Here is an 18,340-nt window from a genome sequence, read left to right as displayed (position 1 = left end):
TCAACGCAGCCTCGGATTGGCAAGGATGGCAATGATGTCTGCAAGTGTGATCAGGCTGAGATAGCCGACGCAGAAGATCATGGCGCAGGATTGGATGAGCGGCAGGTCGCGGGTTGCCACTCCATCAACCATCAGCTTGGCAATGCCTGGATAGTTGAAGATGGTCTCCACGATAATGACGCCGCCGACGAGATAGGACAGGGACAAGGCGACCGCATTGACGATCGGGCCAATCGCGTTTGGCAAGGCATGGCGCAGTACCATACGAGGGCGTGAGGCGCCCTTGAGAAGGGCCGTCTCGACATAGGGCGTGTTGATCGTATCGATGACGGCCGCGCGGGTCATACGGATCATCTGCGCCGCGACAACGAAAGTCAGGCTGATCACCGGCATGGCGTAGACCTTGAGAAGCTGCCAGACGGACGTGACATCATTGGCAAAAGAAAGCGCCGGCAGCCATTTGAGATAGACCGAGAAGATCAAAACGGCCAAGGTTGCCACCATGAATTCCGGGATCGAGATGACGCCGATGGTAAGGATTGTCACCAACCGGTCGTAGAGCGAACCGCGAAACATCGCCGCCGTGATGCCGAGTGTCAGTGCAAGCGGCACGGAGAACAGGGCCGTGATGCCGGCAAGTCGCATCGTATTGACGAAGCGGCCGCCGATCAGGTCCGCAACTGCGACATTGTTGACGTAGGAGGTTCCAAGATCACCACTCATGAGCCCACTAAGCCAGTGCAGGAAGCGCAGGAAGGCGGGTTGATCGAGATGCATGGCGTTGCGCAATCCGGCGACGGCTTCCGGCGTTGCCGCTTGGCCGAGCAGAATGGTCGCGGTATCACCTGGCAGCATCGCGGTGGCAAAAAAGACCGCAAAAGACACGATCAGAAGTGTCAGGGCAGCAATCAACAGCCGAACCGTGATGAGATTGAGTACATAAGCGCTCAAGAATAGGCTCCCTGCTGGACAGAGTTGAACATGATGGACAATACCGCGGGGCGAAAAGCTGGTATATGTCGGTCCGCCATGAACGAGGATGGCAAGGTGCCGTGACAACACCCGCCATCCCTGCGCTTATCAGGCATCCAGCCAGACATATTCGGCGAATGCGTAACCCATCTGGCCACCCAGCGGGTTGGCTTCCAGGCCCTTCAGGTTACCCGAGAGGGCGTCCACATTGGACAGAAAGACCGGGATCACTGTGCCGGCTTCCTCGGAGATCATGACCTGCATTTCGTCATAGATCGCCTTGCGCTTTGCCTGGTCGAGAAGACCGCGAGCCTCCAACAGCATCCCGTCGAACTTCTTCGACTTGAACTGGCTTTCGTTCCACGGTGCGTCCGACGAATAAAGCAGCGAGAACAGGATGTCGGGCGTAGGGCGCGGGTTGATGTTGCCGAAATGCACGGGCGCTTTCAGCCAGTAATTCGACCAATAGCCGTCGGACGGCACGCGCTGGACGTCGAGTTTCATGCCGATCTCGGCACCTGCCTGCTGAACCAACGTAGCCATGTCGACCGAGGCAGTTGCAGCATCGGAAGCGACGACGGGGATGGACTGGCCAATCACCCCAGCCTTTTCGAAATGGAACTTCGCTTTTTCAGGATCATAGGCCTTCGGTTTGAGTTCAGCATTATAGTAGATGCTGGCAGGCGAAATAGGCTGATCGTTGGCCAGTTCAGCCAGGCCGCGCATGACCGATTTCTGGATCTGCTCGCGGTTGATCAGGTACTTCATGCCGGCCACGAAATCAGCCTTGTTACCCGGCTCCATGTCGAGACGCATGTTGAGATTGGTATAATTGCCGGATGTCGTCTGTGAAAGGGCGAAACCGGGCTGGCTTTCCACCAGCTTCATCGAACGGGGCTTGATGGATGCCGCCAGTTGAATATCTCCGGAGAGAAGCGCGTTGACCCGGGCATTGTCGTCGCTGATGGCGAAATACTCGAAGGAATCGATATATGGCCCTTTGGGTTTGAAGTAGTTGGGATTCTTGACGGCAATGGACTTCACACCTGGCTCAAAGCTCTCGAGCTTGAAGGGGCCTGTCCCGATGCCCTTGGAAAAGTCTGTCGTGCCGTCCTGAACGATCATGAAGTGGTGCATCGACAGGATGGTCGGCAGGTCGGCATTGGGGTGTGCCAGAGTGATCTCTACAGTCAGCGGGTCAACACCCTTGACGCTGGTGATCTGCTTGGCGATCGAGTTTACCTTGGAGCCGACATCGGGATTGAGATGCCGCATCAGCGAAAAGACGACGTCTTGCGAGGATAGTGTCTTGCCATCATGAAAGGTGACGCCGGAGCGTAGCTTGACAGTCCAGACCTTGGCATCCGAGCTTTCGATGCTCTCCGCAAGCTCCATCTGGGTGGTGCCGCTCTTGTCAAGGAAGCTCAGGCGATTGTAGAGCGCGCAGCAGCGCACATAATCCGTCGAGAGCGAGGCCTTGGCCGGATCCAGCGTGTCGGCGGTCGATGACGACCAGCCTGCCGCCTTGATTTGTCCGCCCGACTTTGGCGTGGCCGCGTAGGCGTTGGTGGCACGCCCTAGAATTGTCCCGCCAGCCGTGAGCGCGATGCCCCCAGCCACCAGCATTTGAAGAAGCTCACGGCGCGTGGCGCCGCGGCGAATGGCGTTTTCTACCATCGCGTCGTCCGACGGTGTCCAATTGAGAGTTTTATCGTTCATGTTATTCCCCTTTTTTGTCGTCTGGTCTATCGGCTGCCTGTCTTGAAGCAGGCTTGGCTCGTCTTTGGAAATCGACGGTCAACTCCGTGCTGAAGCCGTGGCATCGGCGAGCGCGGCCATTGAGGTAAAGTGGTAGTCCGGCTTGGTGAACGCGGCCGGTTCGATCGTGCCGCCATAGCCCTGCAACGCATGGCGCCGCTCGATCCAGCAATTGGTCAAGCCCAGCTCCCGCGAGACGCCGATATCGTGATACTGGCTCTGAGCCACGTGCAGGATGTCATTTTTGCTCGCGCCTTCACCCGAGACGAAATCGAAGACATGCTGGAAAAAGGCCGGATCGGGTTTCTCGGTACCGGTATCGTCGACGGTGAAAGCAGCATGGAAGGGGTTGCCGAGCTCCGCGGAGAAATGGTCGAACGCCCAGCGGCGGGCATTCGTCATGGCGATCAGCCGGTAGTCGCGGGCAAGCCGCGCCATGGCTTCGGCGCTGTCGGGAAAGGCTTTCCAATTTTTGGCAGAATCGCGCAGGCGTTCGCCATAGGCCTTGTCGACGGGCAGGCCGAGCTTCGGAGCAATGGCGAGGTAGACACGGACGAGATCGTCCGGGAACAGATCGGCGTCATCAAAATACCGGGCTGCGCGATAGAGGCTGAGCGTTTCCTCACCATCAATAATCACGCCGGCCTCGGCTGCGATGTCGTTGAGGCAGGAGGTCAACCCGCCTTCGAAATCGATCAGCGTTCCGACGACGTCGAAACTCATATATTTGAACTCACGCAGAGATTTGCTCAATTTCATATCCCAGTTTCGAACATGTTCGGCATCCGCCCCGGCGATTGACGAAAGATTATGCTGTTCCCTGAGCCCGCGTTCCTCCGGGCTCTTTGTTGAGGCCCCAACAAGGTACAGGGCCTTTGATTTCTTCGATCTTGGCGTTTTGATCCGGATTGTTTGCGCCGAATCGATGGCACGGCGCGGCACAAAATTCTAAAATGCAGCACTCCGCGGTATTTTGAGAGCACCTGCCCGGCGCCGTCAGTCCTTCAACGCCCGGCGGACATCCGGATCCTCCAGCGTCTGGTCAAGTGTATCGACCGTCCGTTCCAGAATGGCGTCGATATCCTGATCGGTGCAGCAGAGCGGAGGGGCATAACCCAGCACGCCGTTGGCGAAGGCGCGGACTATCAGTCCATTGTCCCAGGCGCGGTCAAAGATGCGACGCGAGGCCTGCGCTTCGGCAGGCAGAGGTGTTTTTGTCTTTTTGTCCGAGACCAGTTCGATCGCCGCCAACATGCCCCGGCCGCGCACGTCGCCGACTAAGGGGTGATCCCGCAGTGCCTCAAGACCCGCCATCAGCCGCGCGCCGGCTTTTATCCCGTTTTCCAGCAACCCGTTTTCGTAAAGCTTGAGGACTTCGAGGCCAACGGCGGCGCTGACGGGATGGGCCGAGTATGTATAGCCGTGGCCAACCGCGGATGCGCCGGCGCTATCGGCAATCACCTGATAGACATGATCCGCCATGAAAACCGCACCCATGGGCACGTAGCCTGACGTCAGACCTTTGGCGGTCGTCATGAAATCGGCAACGATCCCGTCGTCCGAGCAGGCGAACAGGGGCCCGGTACGGCCAAAGCCGGTGATGACTTCGTCGGCGACGAAAAGGATGTCGAGTTCCCGGCAGAGATCACGCATGGCCTTCATCCAGCCTTTCGGCGGGACGATGACGCCGCCGGAACCCTGGATAGGCTCGGCATAAAAGGCTGCCACCCGGTCGGGGCCTATAGCCTCGACCTTGGCGCGCAATGCTGCAAGCGATGCTTCAATGATGGACGTCGCATCGTCCCCGGCCGGGTTGCGGTAGGGATAGGGGGACGGGATTTTGTGTTGCCAGTCGAACGGAATACCGAAACCGGCATGAAAATTGGGAAGTGCTGTCAGGCCAGCGCCGACCGTCGAGGAGCCATGGTAGCCCTGCTCGATCGAGATGAACTGGTCGCGCTGCGGTCGACCCTTGGCGATCCAGTAATAGCGGATGAAGCGGACTGTGCTGTCGATGGCGTCCGAACCGCCAAGGGTGAAATAGATATGGTTGAGATCGCCAGGGGCGCGGTCGGCAAGCTCTGAGGCAAGTCGGATCGCCGGTTCGCAGCCGAGGCCGAAATAAGCCGTTGCATAAGGCAGTTCACGCATCTGACGCGCTGCGGCCTCGACGATCGAATCATGACCGTAGCCCGCGTTGACGCACCACAGGCCAGCGAAACCGTCGATAAGCTGACGGCCGGACGCGTCGGTAACTGTTGCTCCCTTGGCAGACGCGAGAACACGAACGCCTTGCTGCTCATGGCCGCGATAGGAGGCAACCGGATGGATGAGATGCGCGCGATCAAGCGCGATGAGGGAATTGTTGTACATGGATATCTCCGGATCAGCCTAGAGCCTGATTGGCAAGGGCAAAGGTGGTAACCGTCGGTGCGACGGCCGGGATGATGGCTGGGCGTGCCATGGCGATCCCGCCGCCGACATGAGCGAGGCCCTGATCGGCGAGCCATGGGGCAAGTCCGGTTCCGGCGCCGGTATCGACGCGCAGGAAGGCACCTTGCCGCCGGCTCATGAAGTGCAGGACGAGTGCCCTGGCATCATCGAGATTGGAAGCGACGGCGGGGCCGATAACCTCCCCCCGGCCGAAGGGGCGGATGGCGGCAAATGCCGATACCTGGCCGTCGTGGCGGATCACCGCGAATTCGCCGATCTCGGCAAGCCTGCGCATGAGGTCGGCGCGGTCGGCGCCGTAGGCCTGCCGGTCGAGGCTCGCAATGGTGGGGAGATCACGTGCGGTTGCAGCCTGCGTATGTTCAGGTGCTGCGATGCTGCCAGCAATGCCTTGCTGCTGGACGATCGTGCCGGTTTCCCGGAAGCCCAGCCTTTCATAGAGCGGTAATCCTTCCGCGGTGGCGACAAGGCGCAAGGGGCGATCACCAGCATGCGCCATGGCGGCATCCATGAGCCGCCGTCCAAGGCCGCGTCCGCGCATACCCTCATCGACGATCACCATATTTATCGTTGCGCAGTCCTGGCCGTAGGGCGTGAGAAGGATGGTGCCGGCAACTTCGCCGGTGCCATTGACGGCTACGAAACCCTCGCTCAGCGCGAGAACGAGCCGCCAGTCATCCATGCGATGCGGCCAGCCGGCCTGACGGGATAGCCTGAGGGCACCATCAAGATGTTCCGGCCTGAAAGACACAATGGCGGTGTCGACAATCTGCATGGGCAATACCTTCGTTTCCTGACCACCAGTGTTACGGGCAAAGCGCCGGAAGATTATCTGAAGGCAGCACCAGCCGCGATATCTTTAGCCGTAGCAGCAGGCGACCGCCGCATCTTATGCCGTGAGGGTGATCCGGCAGCGTCGGCATAACGGCCTTCACATGCCCCCAACGCGACCAACCTCCGCAACCAAATACCAAACGGGACAGGTGACACGAAACTTTCTGCTTTCAAATCTTGCAATTCGGTCGGTACGGCTAGCGCAAGCAGATCTATGATCCAAACATCACAGTCCGGCTCCAGGGCCTGCCCCAATCGAGGATCATGCGCATGACGACTTTCCGCCCGAAATACATCACCTTCGACTGCTATGGGACCTTGACCCATTTCCAGATGGCGGAAGCCGCGCGCGACCTCTACGCGAGTCTGCTGGACGAGCCCAGGATGCAGGAGTTCATCAAGAATTTCGCCGCCTATCGGTTCGATGAGATTCTGGGCGATTGGAAGCCTTATGACGAGGTGGTTCACAATTCGCTGGAGCGAACCTGCAAACGCAATGCTGTTGCTTTCAAGGACGAGGACGCCCGGTTTGTCTATGAGCGCGTACCGACCTGGGGGCCGCATGCGGATGTGCCGGCCGGTCTTGCAAGGGTCGCCAAGGAAATTCCGCTCGTCATCCTGTCCAACGCCATGAATTCGCAGATCATGTCCAATGTCGAAAAGCTCGGGGCACCGTTCCATGCCGTCTATACGGCCCAGCAGGCCCAGGCCTACAAGCCGCGTTTCCAGGCTTTCGAATACATGTTCGACATGTTGGGGTGCGGCCCGGAGGATATCCTGCATTGCTCCTCCTCCTTCCGCTACGATCTGATGTCGGCCCATGATCTCGGTATCAAGAACAAGGTCTGGGTCAATCGCGGCCATGAACCGGCCAATCCCTATTACGGCTATGTGGAGATCGCCGATATTTCCGGCCTGCCGGGCGTCGTCGGGCTTTAAGGAAAGGCAAAATCCATGAAATACCTGTCCTATTGGCACGATACAGCAGCCGGATTCGAAGGCGCTCGGGGGGCACCGATCGATGGTCATTATGACGTCGCGGTGATCGGTGGCGGCTTTACCGGCCTCAGCGCGGCGCGGCAGCTTGCCAAGGCCGGGACAAAGGTGATCGTGCTGGAGGCGCAGACCGTCGGCTACGGCGCGTCGGGGCGTAACGGCGGCCATCTCAACAATGGTCTTGCGCATGGCTATCTGGCGGCAAAGGAAGAACTCGGCAAGGAACGCGCCATCGCGCTCTATCGTGCGCTCGACGCCTCCATCGACACGCTCGAGGCGATCATCGCCGAGGAGGGTATCGACTGTAATTTCCGCAGGGCCGGCAAGCTGAAGCTTGCCTCCAAGTCGCAGCATTTCGAAAGTCTTGCGAGGAATTTCGAGGCCCTGCATGCCGAAGCGGATCCGGATACGGCTCTGCTTACCCCCGCTGATCTCAAGGATGAGGTCGGCTCGCCTTTCCACGGCGCCATGCTGTCGAAGAAGAGCGCGATGATGCATATGGGGCGCTACGTCGTTGGCCTCGCCGCGGCCGCAAGCCGGAGGGGCGCTGTCATCGCCGAGAAGGCAGCGGTAAAGGAGCATCTTCAGACGGACGGAAGGCATGTGCTGAAGACTGCAAGGGGCATCGTGAGCGCTGATCAGGTTATGGTCGCGACCGGCGCTTATACCACTTCGAATTTCGGCTACTTCCGGCGTCGCATCATCCCGGTCGGAAGTTTCATCATCGCCACACGGCCGCTGACCGATGCCGAGGTCGCTGCGACCATGCCGGGCAACCGCACCTGTGTGAACTCGATGAACATTGGAAATTACTGGCGGCTTTCGCCGGACAACCGGCTGATCTTCGGCGGTCGGGCGCGTTTTTCGGCCACGTCCGACCAGCGTTCAGATGCCCGGAGCGGCGCGATCCTGCGCGAAAACCTCGTGCGGATATTCCCACAGCTTGCCAATGTGGAGATCGACTATTGCTGGGGCGGGCTGGTCGACATGACCAAGGACCGCTTCCCGCGCGCCGGATATCACGATGGAGTGTGGTACGCGATGGGGTATTCCGGCCATGGCGCACAGCTTTCCACCCATCTGGGCATGACGATTGCCGATGCCATGCTGGGACGGCCTGACCAAAATCCGCTTAAGGATCTCGACTGGCCAGTGGTTCCGGGGCATTTCGGCACCCCCTGGTTCCTGCCTTTGGTCGGACTTTATTACAAGGCGCTCGACCGGTTTCAGTAAGGCTGCCCACTTTCCAGGTGGGTGTGTTACGGCAGCGAAAAGGGGGTGTTTTGGGTGCCCCCTTTTTCATTCTGGCGGATGGCTCAGGCGAGCCCGGCCATGTGGAAGGATTTCATCTCCAGATATTCCTCGATGCCTGCCCTCGCACCTTCGCGTCCAAGTCCGGATTGCTTGATGCCGCCAAAGGGGGCGACCTCGGTGGAGATAGCGCCGGTGTTGAGGCCGACCATCCCGAATTCAAGCGCCTCTCCGACACGCCAGGCGCGCTTCAGGCTCTCCGTGTAGAAGTAGGCGGCAAGTCCAAAGGGCGTACCGTTTGCAATCGCCAACGCCTCGTCTTCGCTTTCGAAGCGGAAGAGCGGCGCGACCGGGCCGAAGGTTTCCTCACTGGCAAGCACCATGTCCGTGGTGGCGCCGGTCAGGACAATCGGGGTGGTATATTGCCGGCCAGACGGCAGGTCTGCCCCGCGGGCGATGATTTTTGCACCCTTTGCGACGGCATCCTCGACATGACGGTTGATCTTGGCGATAGCCGCTTCGTTGATCATCGGCCCGATCGAGACGCCGGCTTCGGTGCCGGGACCGACCTTCATGGCATTGACGCGGGCGGCGAGTTTTGCGGCAAAGGCCTCGTAGACGCCGGCCTGCACGAGCAGGCGGTTGGCACAAACACAGGTCTGGCCGCCATTGCGGAACTTCGAGGCGATCGCACCCTCGACGGCAAGGTCGAGATCAGCGTCGTCGAAGACGATGAACGGCGCATTGCCGCCGAGCTCAAGCGAAAGCCGTTTCACGCTGTCGGCCGCGCCGCGCATCAAAAGCGATCCGACACGGGTAGATCCGGTGAAGGAAATTTTCCGGACTGTCTCGTTTGCCATGATCTCATTGCCGATATCCGCCGGCATGCCGGTGACGATGTTGATCACGCCGGCCGGAATGCCTGCCTTTTCGGCGAGCCAGCCGATTGCCAGTGCGGAAAATGGGGTAAATTCAGAAGGCTTGATGACGACGGTGCAGCCGGCGGCAAGGGCCGGGGCCACCTTGCGGGTGATCATCGCGTTCGGGAAATTCCACGGGGTGATGATGCCGCAGACGCCAACCGGCTCCTTCAGCACGATGATCCGCCGGTCCGATGTGGGTGAGGGGATGGTGTGGCCCTCAATGCGCCGGGCCTCTTCGGCAAACCATTTGACGAAGGAGGCGCCGTAGCGGATTTCGCCGCGGGCCTCTTCAAGCGGCTTGCCCTGTTCTGTGGTCAGGATCAGCGCGAGATCTTCGATGTGCTGGAGCATCAGCGCATGCCAAGCTTCCAGCAGTGCAGCCCGCTCGGCATGCGTCTTCTTCTTCCAGGCGCCATAGGCGGCGGATGCCGCTTCGATCGCCGCGCATGTCTCAAGGGCGCCCATATCCGGCACTGTGCCGACCACTGTCTGGGTGGCGGGGTCAATCACATCGACCGTGCTGCCTGATGCCGCCGGGGTCCATTGACCACCGATCAAAGCCTGCTGGCGAAAAAGGTTGGGTTCTTTCAAAGTCTGCATTTTTCTGTCTTTCCCAGGGATGTCACAGAGCGGCGAGAACAGCGGCCGTGATGGCATCCGTCCGGTCCTTGCCCGGAACAGTACCTATGCCGCTGGCGGTCGTGCGTTCGATCGCGGCCATGATGGCGGTGGCGGCATCAGATTCACCCAGATGGTCGAGCATCATCGCGCCGGACCAGATTGTGGCGATCGGGTTGGCGATGCCGAGATGAGCGATGTCAGGCGCAGAACCATGCACCGGCTCGAACATCGAGGGTACGCTCTTGTCCGGATTGATGTTGGCGGAAGCGGCAAAGCCGAGCCCTCCCTGGATGGCGGCGCCCAGATCGGTGAGGATGTCGCCAAAAAGGTTGGAGGCGACGACCACATCGAGCGACTCTGGAGCCATGACCATGCGCGCGGCCATGGCGTCGATATGGTAGCTGGTGACCACAACATCCGGGTATTCGGCGGCCAACTCGCGGGTCACGTCGTCCCAGAACACCATCGAATATTTCTGCGCGTTCGACTTCGTCACCGAGGCGAGCTTTCCGCTGCGGGCACGGGCCTGATCGAAGGCGAAACGCAGGATGCGTTCGACGCCGGTACGGGTGAAAATAGCGGTTTCGACCGCCACCTCGTCGGCAGTGCCGTTATGAATGCGACCGCCGGCGCCGGAATATTCGCCCTCAGTGTTCTCACGGATGCAGAGAATGTCGAAAGCGTCCGCCTTGAGCGGGCCCTGAACGCCCGGCAGCAGGCGATGGGGGCGAATATTGGCGTATTGAACGAAATTCTTGCGGATCGGCAGCAAGAGACCATGCAGCGAGACCGAATCAGGCACCTGTGCTGGCCAACCGACCGCGCCGAGCAGGATGGCGTCGAACCCGCGTAGCGTCTCGATGCCATCCTGGGGCATCATTGCGCCGGTTTCCTTATAGAAGGCGCAGGACCATGGAAACGCGGTGCCCTGGAGGGCAAAGCCGGCCGTACCGGCAGCCTTCAGCAGCACCGACCAGGCGGCTGCGGTGACATCGCGGCCGATGCCGTCGCCGGGCATAAGCGCAATCCTGTGGGTTTTCATGGCGGTTAGGTCCTTAAAGGCTGATCAAGACGCTCTTGCTCTTGCGGTTGGCGTGAAAGGCCTCGCGGCCAAGATCCTTGCCGATGCCCGATTGCTTGTAGCCGCCGGTCGGCAGGATATGGTCGCGCGAGCGGCCATAGCGGTTGACCCAGACGGTTCCGGCCTGAAGGCGACGGGTGAGTCGGACCGCCCGGGAGAGGTCGCGGGTGAAAAGCCCGGCGGCTAGTCCGTAGGTAGGGTGTTCGGCCAACGACAGTGCCTCTTCCTCTTCCCGGAAGGTCTGGAGCGTGAGCACCGGCCCGAAAATCTCTTCAGTGACGGCCGGCGATACCGCATCGACACCGGCAATGAGCGTCGGCGTGTAGAAATAACCAGGTGCATCCATCGGCGTGCCGCCGGCAAGGCATTCGCCGCCGGCGGCAACGGCGGCCGAGACGATTGAATGGATACGCTGGCGCTGTCTGTCCGAAATGATCGGCGAATACTGTGCTGCCGCGTCCCAGGTCGGCAGGGGATGGACGGCAGTCATGTGACGCAGGATCGCCTCGACAAGCGGCGCTGCAGCGCGCTCCTCGACGATGAGGCGCGAACCGGCGACGCAGGCCTGTCCCGCATTGCTGATGATGCTGGTGGCAATCGCTGCCGCCGCCTTTTCAAGATCGGCATCGGCGAAGACAAGCTGCGGGCTTTTGCCACCGAGTTCCAACGTTATCGGCTTGATGCCTGTACGGGCGACGTTCTCCATGATCGCGGAACCGGCGCGGGTGGATCCCGTGAAGCTGACCTTCGCGATATCCGGATGCCCGGTGATTGCATTGCCGGTGATCTGGCCATCGCCCAGCACGACATTGATCAGTCCGGCCGGCAGACCGGCACGCACGGCGAGTTCGGCAAGATAGATGGCGGAAAAGGGGGTCATTTCGGAGGGCTTCAGCACCACGGCATTGCCGGCGGCGAGCGCCGGGCCGAGCTTCCATGCCGCCATGGAGATGGGGAAATTCCAGGGCGTGATGGCGCCGACCACCCCATAGGGCTCGGTCAGGATCATGCCGAGATTGCCGTCGTCGGTCGGCACGAGGTCACTGCCTTCCTTGTCGGAAAATTCGGCGAAAAACCGGATCTGCTCGGCCGAAACGGCGATGTCGCCTGCGACGAGATGGCCAACGGGACGGGTGGAGGAAAGAGCCTCCAGCCTCGCCAGCGTGGCGGCCTCCTGTTCGATCATGTCCGCCCAGCGGTGCATCACATTCAGCCGGTCACGCGGCCGAACCCCGCCCCAGTTGCTTGTTTTCAGGGCGGCGTTGGCGGTCTCTATCGCACGATCGACGAAATCCGCATCGGCGAGCGGGCAACCGGCATAGTTTTTTCCATCAGAGGGACGATGCATGGCAATGACGCCATCTGCCGGGACGAGGCGATCTCCTATAAAATGCCCGATGGGTAGGGATAGGCTGTCTGGCTCGAAACTCAGGGTCATTTGAGAATACCTCGGATCGCTGTTTCGCGATGTTAGCGGATCGGCGGAAGTAACATGATCTGATCGCGACCGGGTGACGGCGGAAAAAACCGTTTTGCAGCCGTTGGGCAGCTTATTCTTCGGCGCTCCATCTGGCGGGCAGCGACGGGGCGTGGATGGCCGCCGCTGCCCGCGCATTCAGGCCGTCACGTAGATCTTGCGAACGGTCTCGATTGTCTTCCATGTTCCGACGAAACCGGGCTTCATGACAAAGCTGTCACCGGCCTTATAGGTCACCGGCTCGCCGCCCTTCGGTGTGATTTCCACGACACCGGAGAGGATATGGCAGAACTCGAAGGTCTCGCCCTTGATCGAGTGGGTAAGTCCGGGTGTGGCCTCCCACACACCAGTATGGATCGTCTCGTTGCGAGCGGCGTCCTGCGCCCAGGTCTTGAAGCTGGGATTTCCGGAGATCAGCCGTTCAGGAGCCGGAACGCCGTCGCGCGGTGCAAATGAAGGGTTGGGGTCGATGGTTTTGAGAAGTGTCATGGTTTTCCTTTCGGGTTGGAACTTCAGTATCCGCGGCCGCGGTTGACAAGGCCGACCGGATCGAGACCGGCCCGCAAGCGCTTGATATTGTCGATGACGGCGCGGGCGGCGGTGTGCGGCTGGGTGACGCTTGCCACATGGGGGGTCAGCAGGACGCGGGGATGGCTCCAGAACGCATGGCCGGGCGGAAGCGGTTCGGGATCGGTTACATCGATTACGGCGCTGGAAAGCTGCCCATTGTCGAGGGCTGCGATGAGGTCTTGGTGGTTAAGTTGTGGTCCCCGGCCTGCATGGACAAGGCCGGCGCCTCGAGGAAGGCGGGCGAAGATATCCGCATTGAGGAAGCCTCGTGTTTCGTTCGTTAGCGGCAACAGGCAGATAAGAATGTCGGTTACCGATAACATGTTCGTCAGAGCACTGTCTCCGGCGTGGCATGTCACGCCCTCAATCTCGTGCTGCGAGCGGCTCCAGCCCGAAAGCTGGAAACCGAAGGGTTTCAGCCGCTCAAGCACGGCCTGGCCAAGCATGCCAAGGCCGAGGACGCCGACGTGCCGCTCGGACGCCTGTATCGGGGGAAGGGCTCGCCAGACCCCATCGCGCTGCTGGCACACATAGGCCGGTAGGTCGCGGTGGAGGGAGAGGACAGCGAGAGTCGCATATTCCTGCATCATGCGCACGATGCCTTCTTCCACCATGCGGACCACCTTCACATGGTCAGGCACGTCGGCGACGCGGAACTGGTCAACGCCGGCGCCGATGGAAAACAGCACCTCAAGATTGCCATAGCGTGGGATGTCTTCTGGAACAGTCCATGTGATGAGATAGCGCACGGAATCCGGATCGACCGCTGCAGGGTCCATGGAGAAAGGCAAATCCGGCAAATCGCGCGCGAAAACCGCCTGGAAGATGGCACCACGGCGCGCATCGGAGTGAAAGAGAAAGGTCATGGAGGAATCCGTTTGCAATCGGTCTGGACGTCAGGCGCAACAATGCTTGCCCAAGGTCTCGATCATGGTCTGGCAGGCGGAAAGCTCGCTGGCCAGGATGTATTCATTCGGCTTGTGGGCGCGGTCAATGTCGCCGGGGCCACAGATGATGGCATCGATGCCGGCTGCCTGAAAAAGCCCCGCTTCGGTGCCATAACTGACGGCAGCGAGAGGTTCCTGCCCGGTGAGTTCCGTTAAAAGATTGGCGAGAGCTGTGTGGCACCCCAGTGAGAGGGCCGGATAGGCGCTGAGTTCCTCCCATTCGACGCAGATTCCCGATGTCTGCAAAGCCTCGGCGGCGCTGCGGATCGGCGCCAGGAGGGTAGCGGGATTGATGCCCGAAATTGCCCGTGCCTCGACATCCAGGGTGCAGTGATCGGGAATGATGTTGAGTGCCTGGCCACCCCGGATCAAGCCAGCCTGCAACGAGGAATAGGGCGGTTCGAAGGTCTGGTCGAATGGCCCGCTGGCAAGATCATGTGCTTTCGATACCGCCGCCTGCAACACACTTGCCATGGCGTGAACCACATTCACGCCGAGATCCGGCCGGGAGGAATGGCCGGAGCGGCCCCTGAGCGTGACGCGGGCCGCGGCCTTGCCCTTGTGCGCGAGGACTGGCCGCATGCCGCTCGGCTCGCCGATGACCGCGCCCAGCGGTGCTGCGCAAAGCTCGGGCAATCGGGCCAGGAGATGGGGCACGCCGCGGCAACCGGCTTCTTCATCATAGGAGAATGTGAGATGAATCGGCCGCACAAGCGGCGAGGCCGCCAGCGAGGGAAGTGCCGCGAGCGTCGCAGCCAGGAACCCCTTCATATCGGTGGTGCCGCGGCCATAAAGTTTTTCTCCGTCGCGCCGCAAGGTGAACGGATCGCTGCTCCAACCCGCCTCGTGTGCGGGCACCACGTCCATGTGACCCGAAAGAACGTAGCCGGCATTATCCGAAGGGCCGATAGAGGCAAACAGGTTGGCTCTGTCGCCCTCTGGGCCGGGAAAAAGATGGGCGGTGATGCCCAACCCGTCGAGATAAGACCTGATCCACTCGACGATCGCGCCATTCGGCGTGCCGACGACGGAAGGTATGTTCACGAGCGCTTTCAGAATGTCGGCGGCTTGCATTGCGCTGTCCTCAAGGGCTTTCAATATCGGTTCGGTATCGTGACTGGTACTGTTGGAAGATTAAGGGTGAACGGCGCGAATGGCTGCCGAATGAGCCATTCATACGGTCAATTCTTGCGCCATGACGCGTGATAGAAGCGGAATGTTCCGCAATGGTTGGCTACGATATGGCCAGGTGCAACCGACAGGAGCACCGCGAGGGCCGGGGATCGAACGATGGATTTGAAAGTGCCGGAGACATTGCGTGTGCACGCATTCCAACTGCGTTTGGCCGGCGTGGCTGATGTCGATCTGGAACAACTACACGCCCTGTCTATCGCGGTCGGGTGGCCGCACCGGGCCGAGGACTGGCAATATCTGCGCGAAGTCGGTCATGGGTTCGTCGCTCTGGACGATATCGGCCGTGTGTTGGGCTCTGTCATGTGGTTTCCGCATGGACAGCATTTTGCGACCCTGGGTATGTTGATCACGTCACCGCGTCTTCAGGGCAACGGAACAGCGAAATGGCTGATGCAGCGTGTTATGGCGGAGTGCCGCGGCATGCGTTTTCGACTGAACGCCACCCGTGCGGCACGCCGGCTGTACCGCTCGCTGGAGTTCGTCGCGCAGCGGACGGTGTTCCAGTCCCAAGGCGAGGTCCACTTGCCGCCTGGCATAAATGAGCCGCCGCCAGCCGGACACGAGATCAGACAGCTCCGGAGAGCTGACCTCGATGCGCTGGTCGCCGTCGATGCATCCGGCTTTGCCGTTTCCCGGCCTGTCCATCTTGCCCGATTGTTCGAGAACTCGCTCTGTTACGGACTTTTCAAAGGCAATACGCTGCGGGCCTATTCCATGAGCCGCTCCTTCGGGCGGGGACATGTGCTGGGTCCGATAGCGGCGTTTTCTCCAGACGACGCGATTGCGGTTGCACGACCCCATCTCGCCGCGCACGACGGCAGGTTCCTGCGAGTTGATAGCCACGTCGAAACGGGTGATTTTGCGAGCTTTATCCAGCAATGCGGCCTTTCGATCTACGACACCGTGACGACGATGACACGCGGCGAAGACGTCGACTACGGGACCGGCGACAGCAATCAGCCGATGCTTTTCGCGCTGGCGTCACAATCATTGGGATGAAAGGGATCGAGCTTCAAGTATCGATGGGGATTGCGGGCGTCGGGGGCAGGCTTCGACTGGTGGCATACACGAATCCGAGAGTGCCGAGCAACTCGCCGCGTAGCTCGGCATGGAGCTCGCTCCCGCTGTAAGGACGATCTCGCCGATGAATGAGCGCTGGCAGTCCGGTAAGAAACGTGGCAACGCACGGGCAGCTGCATTGTACAGCCATGGCGGAGTTATCCGCCTGTCGCGGGGGGCGCTCGAAAAACGTCTGCGTGATAAAGATGCCGCTGTTCCTTGGCAATGGCATCGAGCCCTTCCCGCTCCTGAAATGTCAGCAATTCGCTTTCATCCCCTGCAACCACGAGAGCGCCTGCTCTGCTTTGGCGATATCCTGATGCCGCTGGCGATGATCCCCGCGTCGGAACAGTCATGCCCGGAATCCCGGGTTTTCGCCGCCAACCTCCCAAGACTGAGCCGTACCGTTGAATTTGGCGATCCGATGGTGATCGCCACTGATCAGATCCTTGGGTCGTCGAAAACCTGGCCTGGGCAGCGCTTGCCGTTCCTCAATAATCTTTTGGCCCCACTATTGGGTATCAATAGCGAGGTGGTAGCGCGTATAGCGCCGTTCTCCTGTTCTGGTCAGGCCGCCGATTTCGACCAGCTCGTGCAGATCACGCGTGGCGGTTGTGCGCGATGCCATGGGCGCGAAACCAGTTGCCGCTGTCATCTCCATATTCGTAAGCAAACCGCACCGCGATCCGGTCGCCGGCATGGGCTCAGACCTCCTTGACCAGCCGGTAGTCTAGTTCACGCGTCCATTTGCGGGCAAGAAAAGCCACGATCCCGTCGCGTCCGCTGATGAACTCGGCGCGGTTGCGCCATTGGCTGTCCGGCGTATAAGCCAACGAAACGCGCGCGGGATCACGGCTGTTCCATGCATCCTCGGCCATGCGGGGTTTCTCGGCGGCGGTCTCGTCGTTGAGGGGAAGTGGCGGGCGGCTCATGCCTGGTTCCTTTCAAGCGTGCGTCTCAGTGTTTCATTGTCGGTTTCAAGTTCGGCAATGCGGTCCTCGAGCCGCTTTATGGCTGTAGCCGCATCGGCCGCATCAATCTTCTGTGGAATATGTTGCGGGCAGTTCACGTCCCACGCCTCCACCTCAAACAGGATGGCCTGTTCCGGCCTGGCGCGATAGCCGTCCGGCATCAGCGTCTCGATGAGCGCCGGATCATCCGCAACCACACGCGCACGGCCCCACAGTTTGATCCGGCGGCGGTGGGCATAGTCCATCAGGAACAGAAATGCCTTGTCGTTCTCGGCCAGGTTTCCGGTCGAGATATACTGCCGGTTTCCGGCATAGTCGGCAAAGCCGAGCGTGTTGCCGCCGATCATCCGGAGGAAGTCTTTCGGGCCGCCACGATGCTGAGCGTAGGGCTGTCCTGATGAATTGGCGGTGGACAGATAGGCCGTATCGACCATGGCGAGGAATGCCGCCAGGTCGTCGGTGACATGTGTCCGGAAACCGCCATTTTCCTCCATCCGCGCGTAACCCGCACGCGATCCGCGTTCGGCCTGAAGCGCCTTGACGGCGGGCGTGAAAGCAATATCGCTTGAGGCCATCATCGTTTCTGATCCTTTAGCATCGCCGGATGTGGACGCCGGTGGGAACCGGCGTCCATCGCAGGTTTCAACTCACGCCGCCGCCCGGGTGGTGACGACCGGGAAGTCGATCTCCGTCTGGAACACATTGTTGAAATAGTTGGTCCAGGTGTTGAGCGCGACATGCTGCACGATCTCGATGATCTGCGCATCGCTGTAGCCGGCGTTCTTGACAGCCGCGAGATCGCCGTCGGCGATATGGCCGCGCGCGCCGGCCACCTTGGCGGCGAATTGCACGGCAGCGTGAGCCTTCGGATCGTTCGATGTGCCGCGGCGATTGGCCTCGATTTCGGCATCGTCCAGTTGGGCGAGCGTCTTGCCGAGATAGCTGTGGGCCGACAGGCAGTAATCGCAGCCATTCACTTCGGCGACGGCAAGGGCAATGCGCTCGCGTGTCGCGGCCGGCAATGCGCCTTTGCCAAGCGCGCCGGAAAGCCCGAGATAGCCTTCAAGCGCCTGCGGGCTGGTCGCCACGAGACGGAACAGGTTGGGCACCGAGCCGATCTGCTTTGCAACGGCGTGAAGCAAGGGCTGGGAGGCTTCGGGCGCATCGGCGACGGTCGCGGGGAGGGGTATACGGGTCATCTTGCAGTTCCTGTTTTCGAGTGCGGCCGTTGTTGG

17 protein-coding genes and 1 pseudogene are annotated in these 18,340 nt (G+C 60.6%); 4 read left to right on the top strand and 14 right to left on the bottom strand.

What is annotated here, in order from left to right; genetic code table 11:
• The 5 genes from DUT91_RS16845 to DUT91_RS16825 form a co-directional block, all read right to left on the bottom strand.
• Nucleotides 1-951: an ABC transporter permease gene (locus DUT91_RS16845; protein WP_114441684.1), complete on the bottom strand. Its 951-nt coding sequence runs from the start codon at nt 949-951 to the stop codon at nt 1-3.
• 129 nt (nt 952-1,080) lie between these two features.
• A complete protein-coding gene (locus tag DUT91_RS16840; protein ID WP_114441683.1) occupies nt 1,081-2,691 on the bottom strand; it encodes an ABC transporter substrate-binding protein in 1,611 nt (536 codons plus the stop codon).
• A 78-nt stretch (nt 2,692-2,769) separates the two neighbouring features.
• Nucleotides 2,770-3,483, bottom strand: a complete 714-nt coding sequence (locus DUT91_RS16835; RefSeq protein ID WP_200835000.1) for an HAD-IA family hydrolase — start codon at nt 3,481-3,483, stop codon at nt 2,770-2,772.
• 243 nt (nt 3,484-3,726) lie between these two features.
• Nucleotides 3,727-5,103 (bottom strand): aspartate aminotransferase family protein, encoded by a 1,377-nt coding sequence (locus DUT91_RS16830; protein ID WP_114441682.1) that lies wholly within the window; start codon nt 5,101-5,103, stop codon nt 3,727-3,729.
• Between the two features lie 13 nt (nt 5,104-5,116).
• Nucleotides 5,117-5,956 (bottom strand): GNAT family N-acetyltransferase, encoded by an 840-nt coding sequence (locus tag DUT91_RS16825; protein ID WP_114441681.1) that lies wholly within the window; start codon nt 5,954-5,956, stop codon nt 5,117-5,119.
• Between the two features lie 329 nt (nt 5,957-6,285).
• On the opposite strand from DUT91_RS16825, the gene DUT91_RS16820 reads away from it, so the two are divergent.
• Together DUT91_RS16820 and DUT91_RS16815 are read left to right on the top strand one after the other, a co-directional pair.
• On the top strand, nt 6,286-6,954 hold the full coding sequence (locus DUT91_RS16820) for a haloacid dehalogenase type II (protein ID WP_114441859.1): 669 nt from the start codon (nt 6,286-6,288) through the stop codon (nt 6,952-6,954).
• A gap of 15 nt (nt 6,955-6,969) precedes the next feature.
• Nucleotides 6,970-8,244, top strand: a complete 1,275-nt coding sequence (locus DUT91_RS16815) for an NAD(P)/FAD-dependent oxidoreductase (protein ID WP_114441680.1) — start codon at nt 6,970-6,972, stop codon at nt 8,242-8,244.
• Between the two features lie 83 nt (nt 8,245-8,327).
• On the opposite strand, the gene DUT91_RS16810 is transcribed toward DUT91_RS16815, so the two are convergent.
• From DUT91_RS16810 to argE, 6 genes are all read right to left on the bottom strand, one after another.
• A complete protein-coding gene (locus tag DUT91_RS16810; protein ID WP_114441679.1) occupies nt 8,328-9,785 on the bottom strand; it encodes an NAD-dependent succinate-semialdehyde dehydrogenase in 1,458 nt (485 codons plus the stop codon).
• Nucleotides 9,786-9,807: 22 nt separating this feature from the next.
• On the bottom strand, nt 9,808-10,848 hold the full coding sequence (locus DUT91_RS16805; protein ID WP_114441678.1) for a tartrate dehydrogenase: 1,041 nt from the start codon (nt 10,846-10,848) through the stop codon (nt 9,808-9,810).
• A gap of 13 nt (nt 10,849-10,861) precedes the next feature.
• Entirely contained in the window at nt 10,862-12,325 is a 1,464-nt protein-coding gene (locus DUT91_RS16800; RefSeq protein WP_114441677.1) for an aldehyde dehydrogenase family protein, read from the bottom strand.
• A 177-nt stretch (nt 12,326-12,502) separates the two neighbouring features.
• Entirely contained in the window at nt 12,503-12,853 is a 351-nt protein-coding gene (locus DUT91_RS16795; RefSeq protein ID WP_114441676.1) for a cupin domain-containing protein, read from the bottom strand.
• 23 nt (nt 12,854-12,876) lie between these two features.
• A complete protein-coding gene (locus DUT91_RS16790) occupies nt 12,877-13,800 on the bottom strand; it encodes a 2-hydroxyacid dehydrogenase (RefSeq protein WP_114441675.1) in 924 nt (307 codons plus the stop codon).
• A gap of 30 nt (nt 13,801-13,830) precedes the next feature.
• A complete protein-coding gene (gene argE, locus DUT91_RS16785; protein ID WP_114441674.1) occupies nt 13,831-14,955 on the bottom strand; it encodes an acetylornithine deacetylase in 1,125 nt (374 codons plus the stop codon).
• A gap of 216 nt (nt 14,956-15,171) precedes the next feature.
• Between argE and DUT91_RS16780 the strand changes: the two genes are divergently transcribed.
• The gene (locus DUT91_RS16780) at nt 15,172-16,074 is read left to right on the top strand and encodes a GNAT family N-acetyltransferase (RefSeq protein WP_114441673.1); all 903 of its coding nucleotides are present in this window, start codon (nt 15,172-15,174) and stop codon (nt 16,072-16,074) included.
• A 145-nt stretch (nt 16,075-16,219) separates the two neighbouring features.
• On the top strand, nt 16,220-16,852 hold the full coding sequence (locus tag DUT91_RS26195) for a hypothetical protein (protein ID WP_200835010.1): 633 nt from the start codon (nt 16,220-16,222) through the stop codon (nt 16,850-16,852).
• Here the strand turns inward: DUT91_RS26195 and DUT91_RS16775 are convergent.
• From DUT91_RS16775 to DUT91_RS16765, 3 genes and pseudogenes are all read right to left on the bottom strand, one after another.
• Nucleotides 16,758-17,066 (bottom strand): annotated as a pseudogene (locus DUT91_RS16775) (DUF1348 family protein); the annotation flags it as partial. The gene DUT91_RS26195 and the pseudogene DUT91_RS16775 overlap by 95 nt on opposite strands.
• Nucleotides 17,063-17,683: a pyridoxamine 5'-phosphate oxidase family protein gene (locus DUT91_RS16770; protein WP_200834999.1), complete on the bottom strand. Its 621-nt coding sequence runs from the start codon at nt 17,681-17,683 to the stop codon at nt 17,063-17,065. The pseudogene DUT91_RS16775 and the gene DUT91_RS16770, both read right to left, overlap by 4 nt.
• 69 nt (nt 17,684-17,752) lie before the next feature.
• The gene (locus DUT91_RS16765) at nt 17,753-18,304 is read right to left on the bottom strand and encodes a carboxymuconolactone decarboxylase family protein (protein WP_114441672.1); all 552 of its coding nucleotides are present in this window, start codon (nt 18,302-18,304) and stop codon (nt 17,753-17,755) included.
• Nucleotides 18,305-18,340: the final 36 nt, after the last annotated feature.

The sequence above is a fragment of the Paramesorhizobium salinisoli genome, from assembly GCF_003335045.1.
Taxonomy (GTDB): domain Bacteria; phylum Pseudomonadota; class Alphaproteobacteria; order Rhizobiales; family Rhizobiaceae; genus Paramesorhizobium; species Paramesorhizobium salinisoli.
The sequence above is the reverse complement of the archived record's forward strand: the minus strand, read 5'-3'. Positions and strand labels throughout refer to the sequence as shown.

Excerpts from the sequence above, each read along its gene's own strand:
- DUT91_RS16820 (WP_114441859.1), top strand. The coding sequence starts at position 6,286 with ATGACGACTTTCCGCCCGAAATACATCACCTTCGACTGCTATGGGACC.
- DUT91_RS16805 (WP_114441678.1), bottom strand. The coding sequence starts at position 10,848 with ATGAAAACCCACAGGATTGCGCTTATGCCCGGCGACGGCATCGGCCGC.
- DUT91_RS16840 (WP_114441683.1), bottom strand. The coding sequence starts at position 2,691 with ATGAACGATAAAACTCTCAATTGGACACCGTCGGACGACGCGATGGTA.
- DUT91_RS16790 (WP_114441675.1), bottom strand. The coding sequence starts at position 13,800 with ATGACCTTTCTCTTTCACTCCGATGCGCGCCGTGGTGCCATCTTCCAG.
- DUT91_RS16765 (WP_114441672.1), bottom strand. The coding sequence starts at position 18,304 with ATGACCCGTATACCCCTCCCCGCGACCGTCGCCGATGCGCCCGAAGCC.
- DUT91_RS26195 (WP_200835010.1), top strand. The coding sequence starts at position 16,220 with ATGAATGAGCGCTGGCAGTCCGGTAAGAAACGTGGCAACGCACGGGCA.
- DUT91_RS16795 (WP_114441676.1), bottom strand. The coding sequence starts at position 12,853 with ATGACACTTCTCAAAACCATCGACCCCAACCCTTCATTTGCACCGCGC.
- DUT91_RS16770 (WP_200834999.1), bottom strand. The coding sequence starts at position 17,683 with ATGATGGCCTCAAGCGATATTGCTTTCACGCCCGCCGTCAAGGCGCTT.
- DUT91_RS16825 (WP_114441681.1), bottom strand. The coding sequence starts at position 5,956 with ATGCAGATTGTCGACACCGCCATTGTGTCTTTCAGGCCGGAACATCTT.
- DUT91_RS16815 (WP_114441680.1), top strand. The coding sequence starts at position 6,970 with ATGAAATACCTGTCCTATTGGCACGATACAGCAGCCGGATTCGAAGGC.
- DUT91_RS16800 (WP_114441677.1), bottom strand. The coding sequence starts at position 12,325 with ATGACCCTGAGTTTCGAGCCAGACAGCCTATCCCTACCCATCGGGCAT.
- argE (WP_114441674.1), bottom strand. The coding sequence starts at position 14,955 with ATGCAAGCCGCCGACATTCTGAAAGCGCTCGTGAACATACCTTCCGTC.
- DUT91_RS16810 (WP_114441679.1), bottom strand. The coding sequence starts at position 9,785 with ATGCAGACTTTGAAAGAACCCAACCTTTTTCGCCAGCAGGCTTTGATC.
- DUT91_RS16780 (WP_114441673.1), top strand. The coding sequence starts at position 15,172 with ATGGATTTGAAAGTGCCGGAGACATTGCGTGTGCACGCATTCCAACTG.
- DUT91_RS16830 (WP_114441682.1), bottom strand. The coding sequence starts at position 5,103 with ATGTACAACAATTCCCTCATCGCGCTTGATCGCGCGCATCTCATCCAT.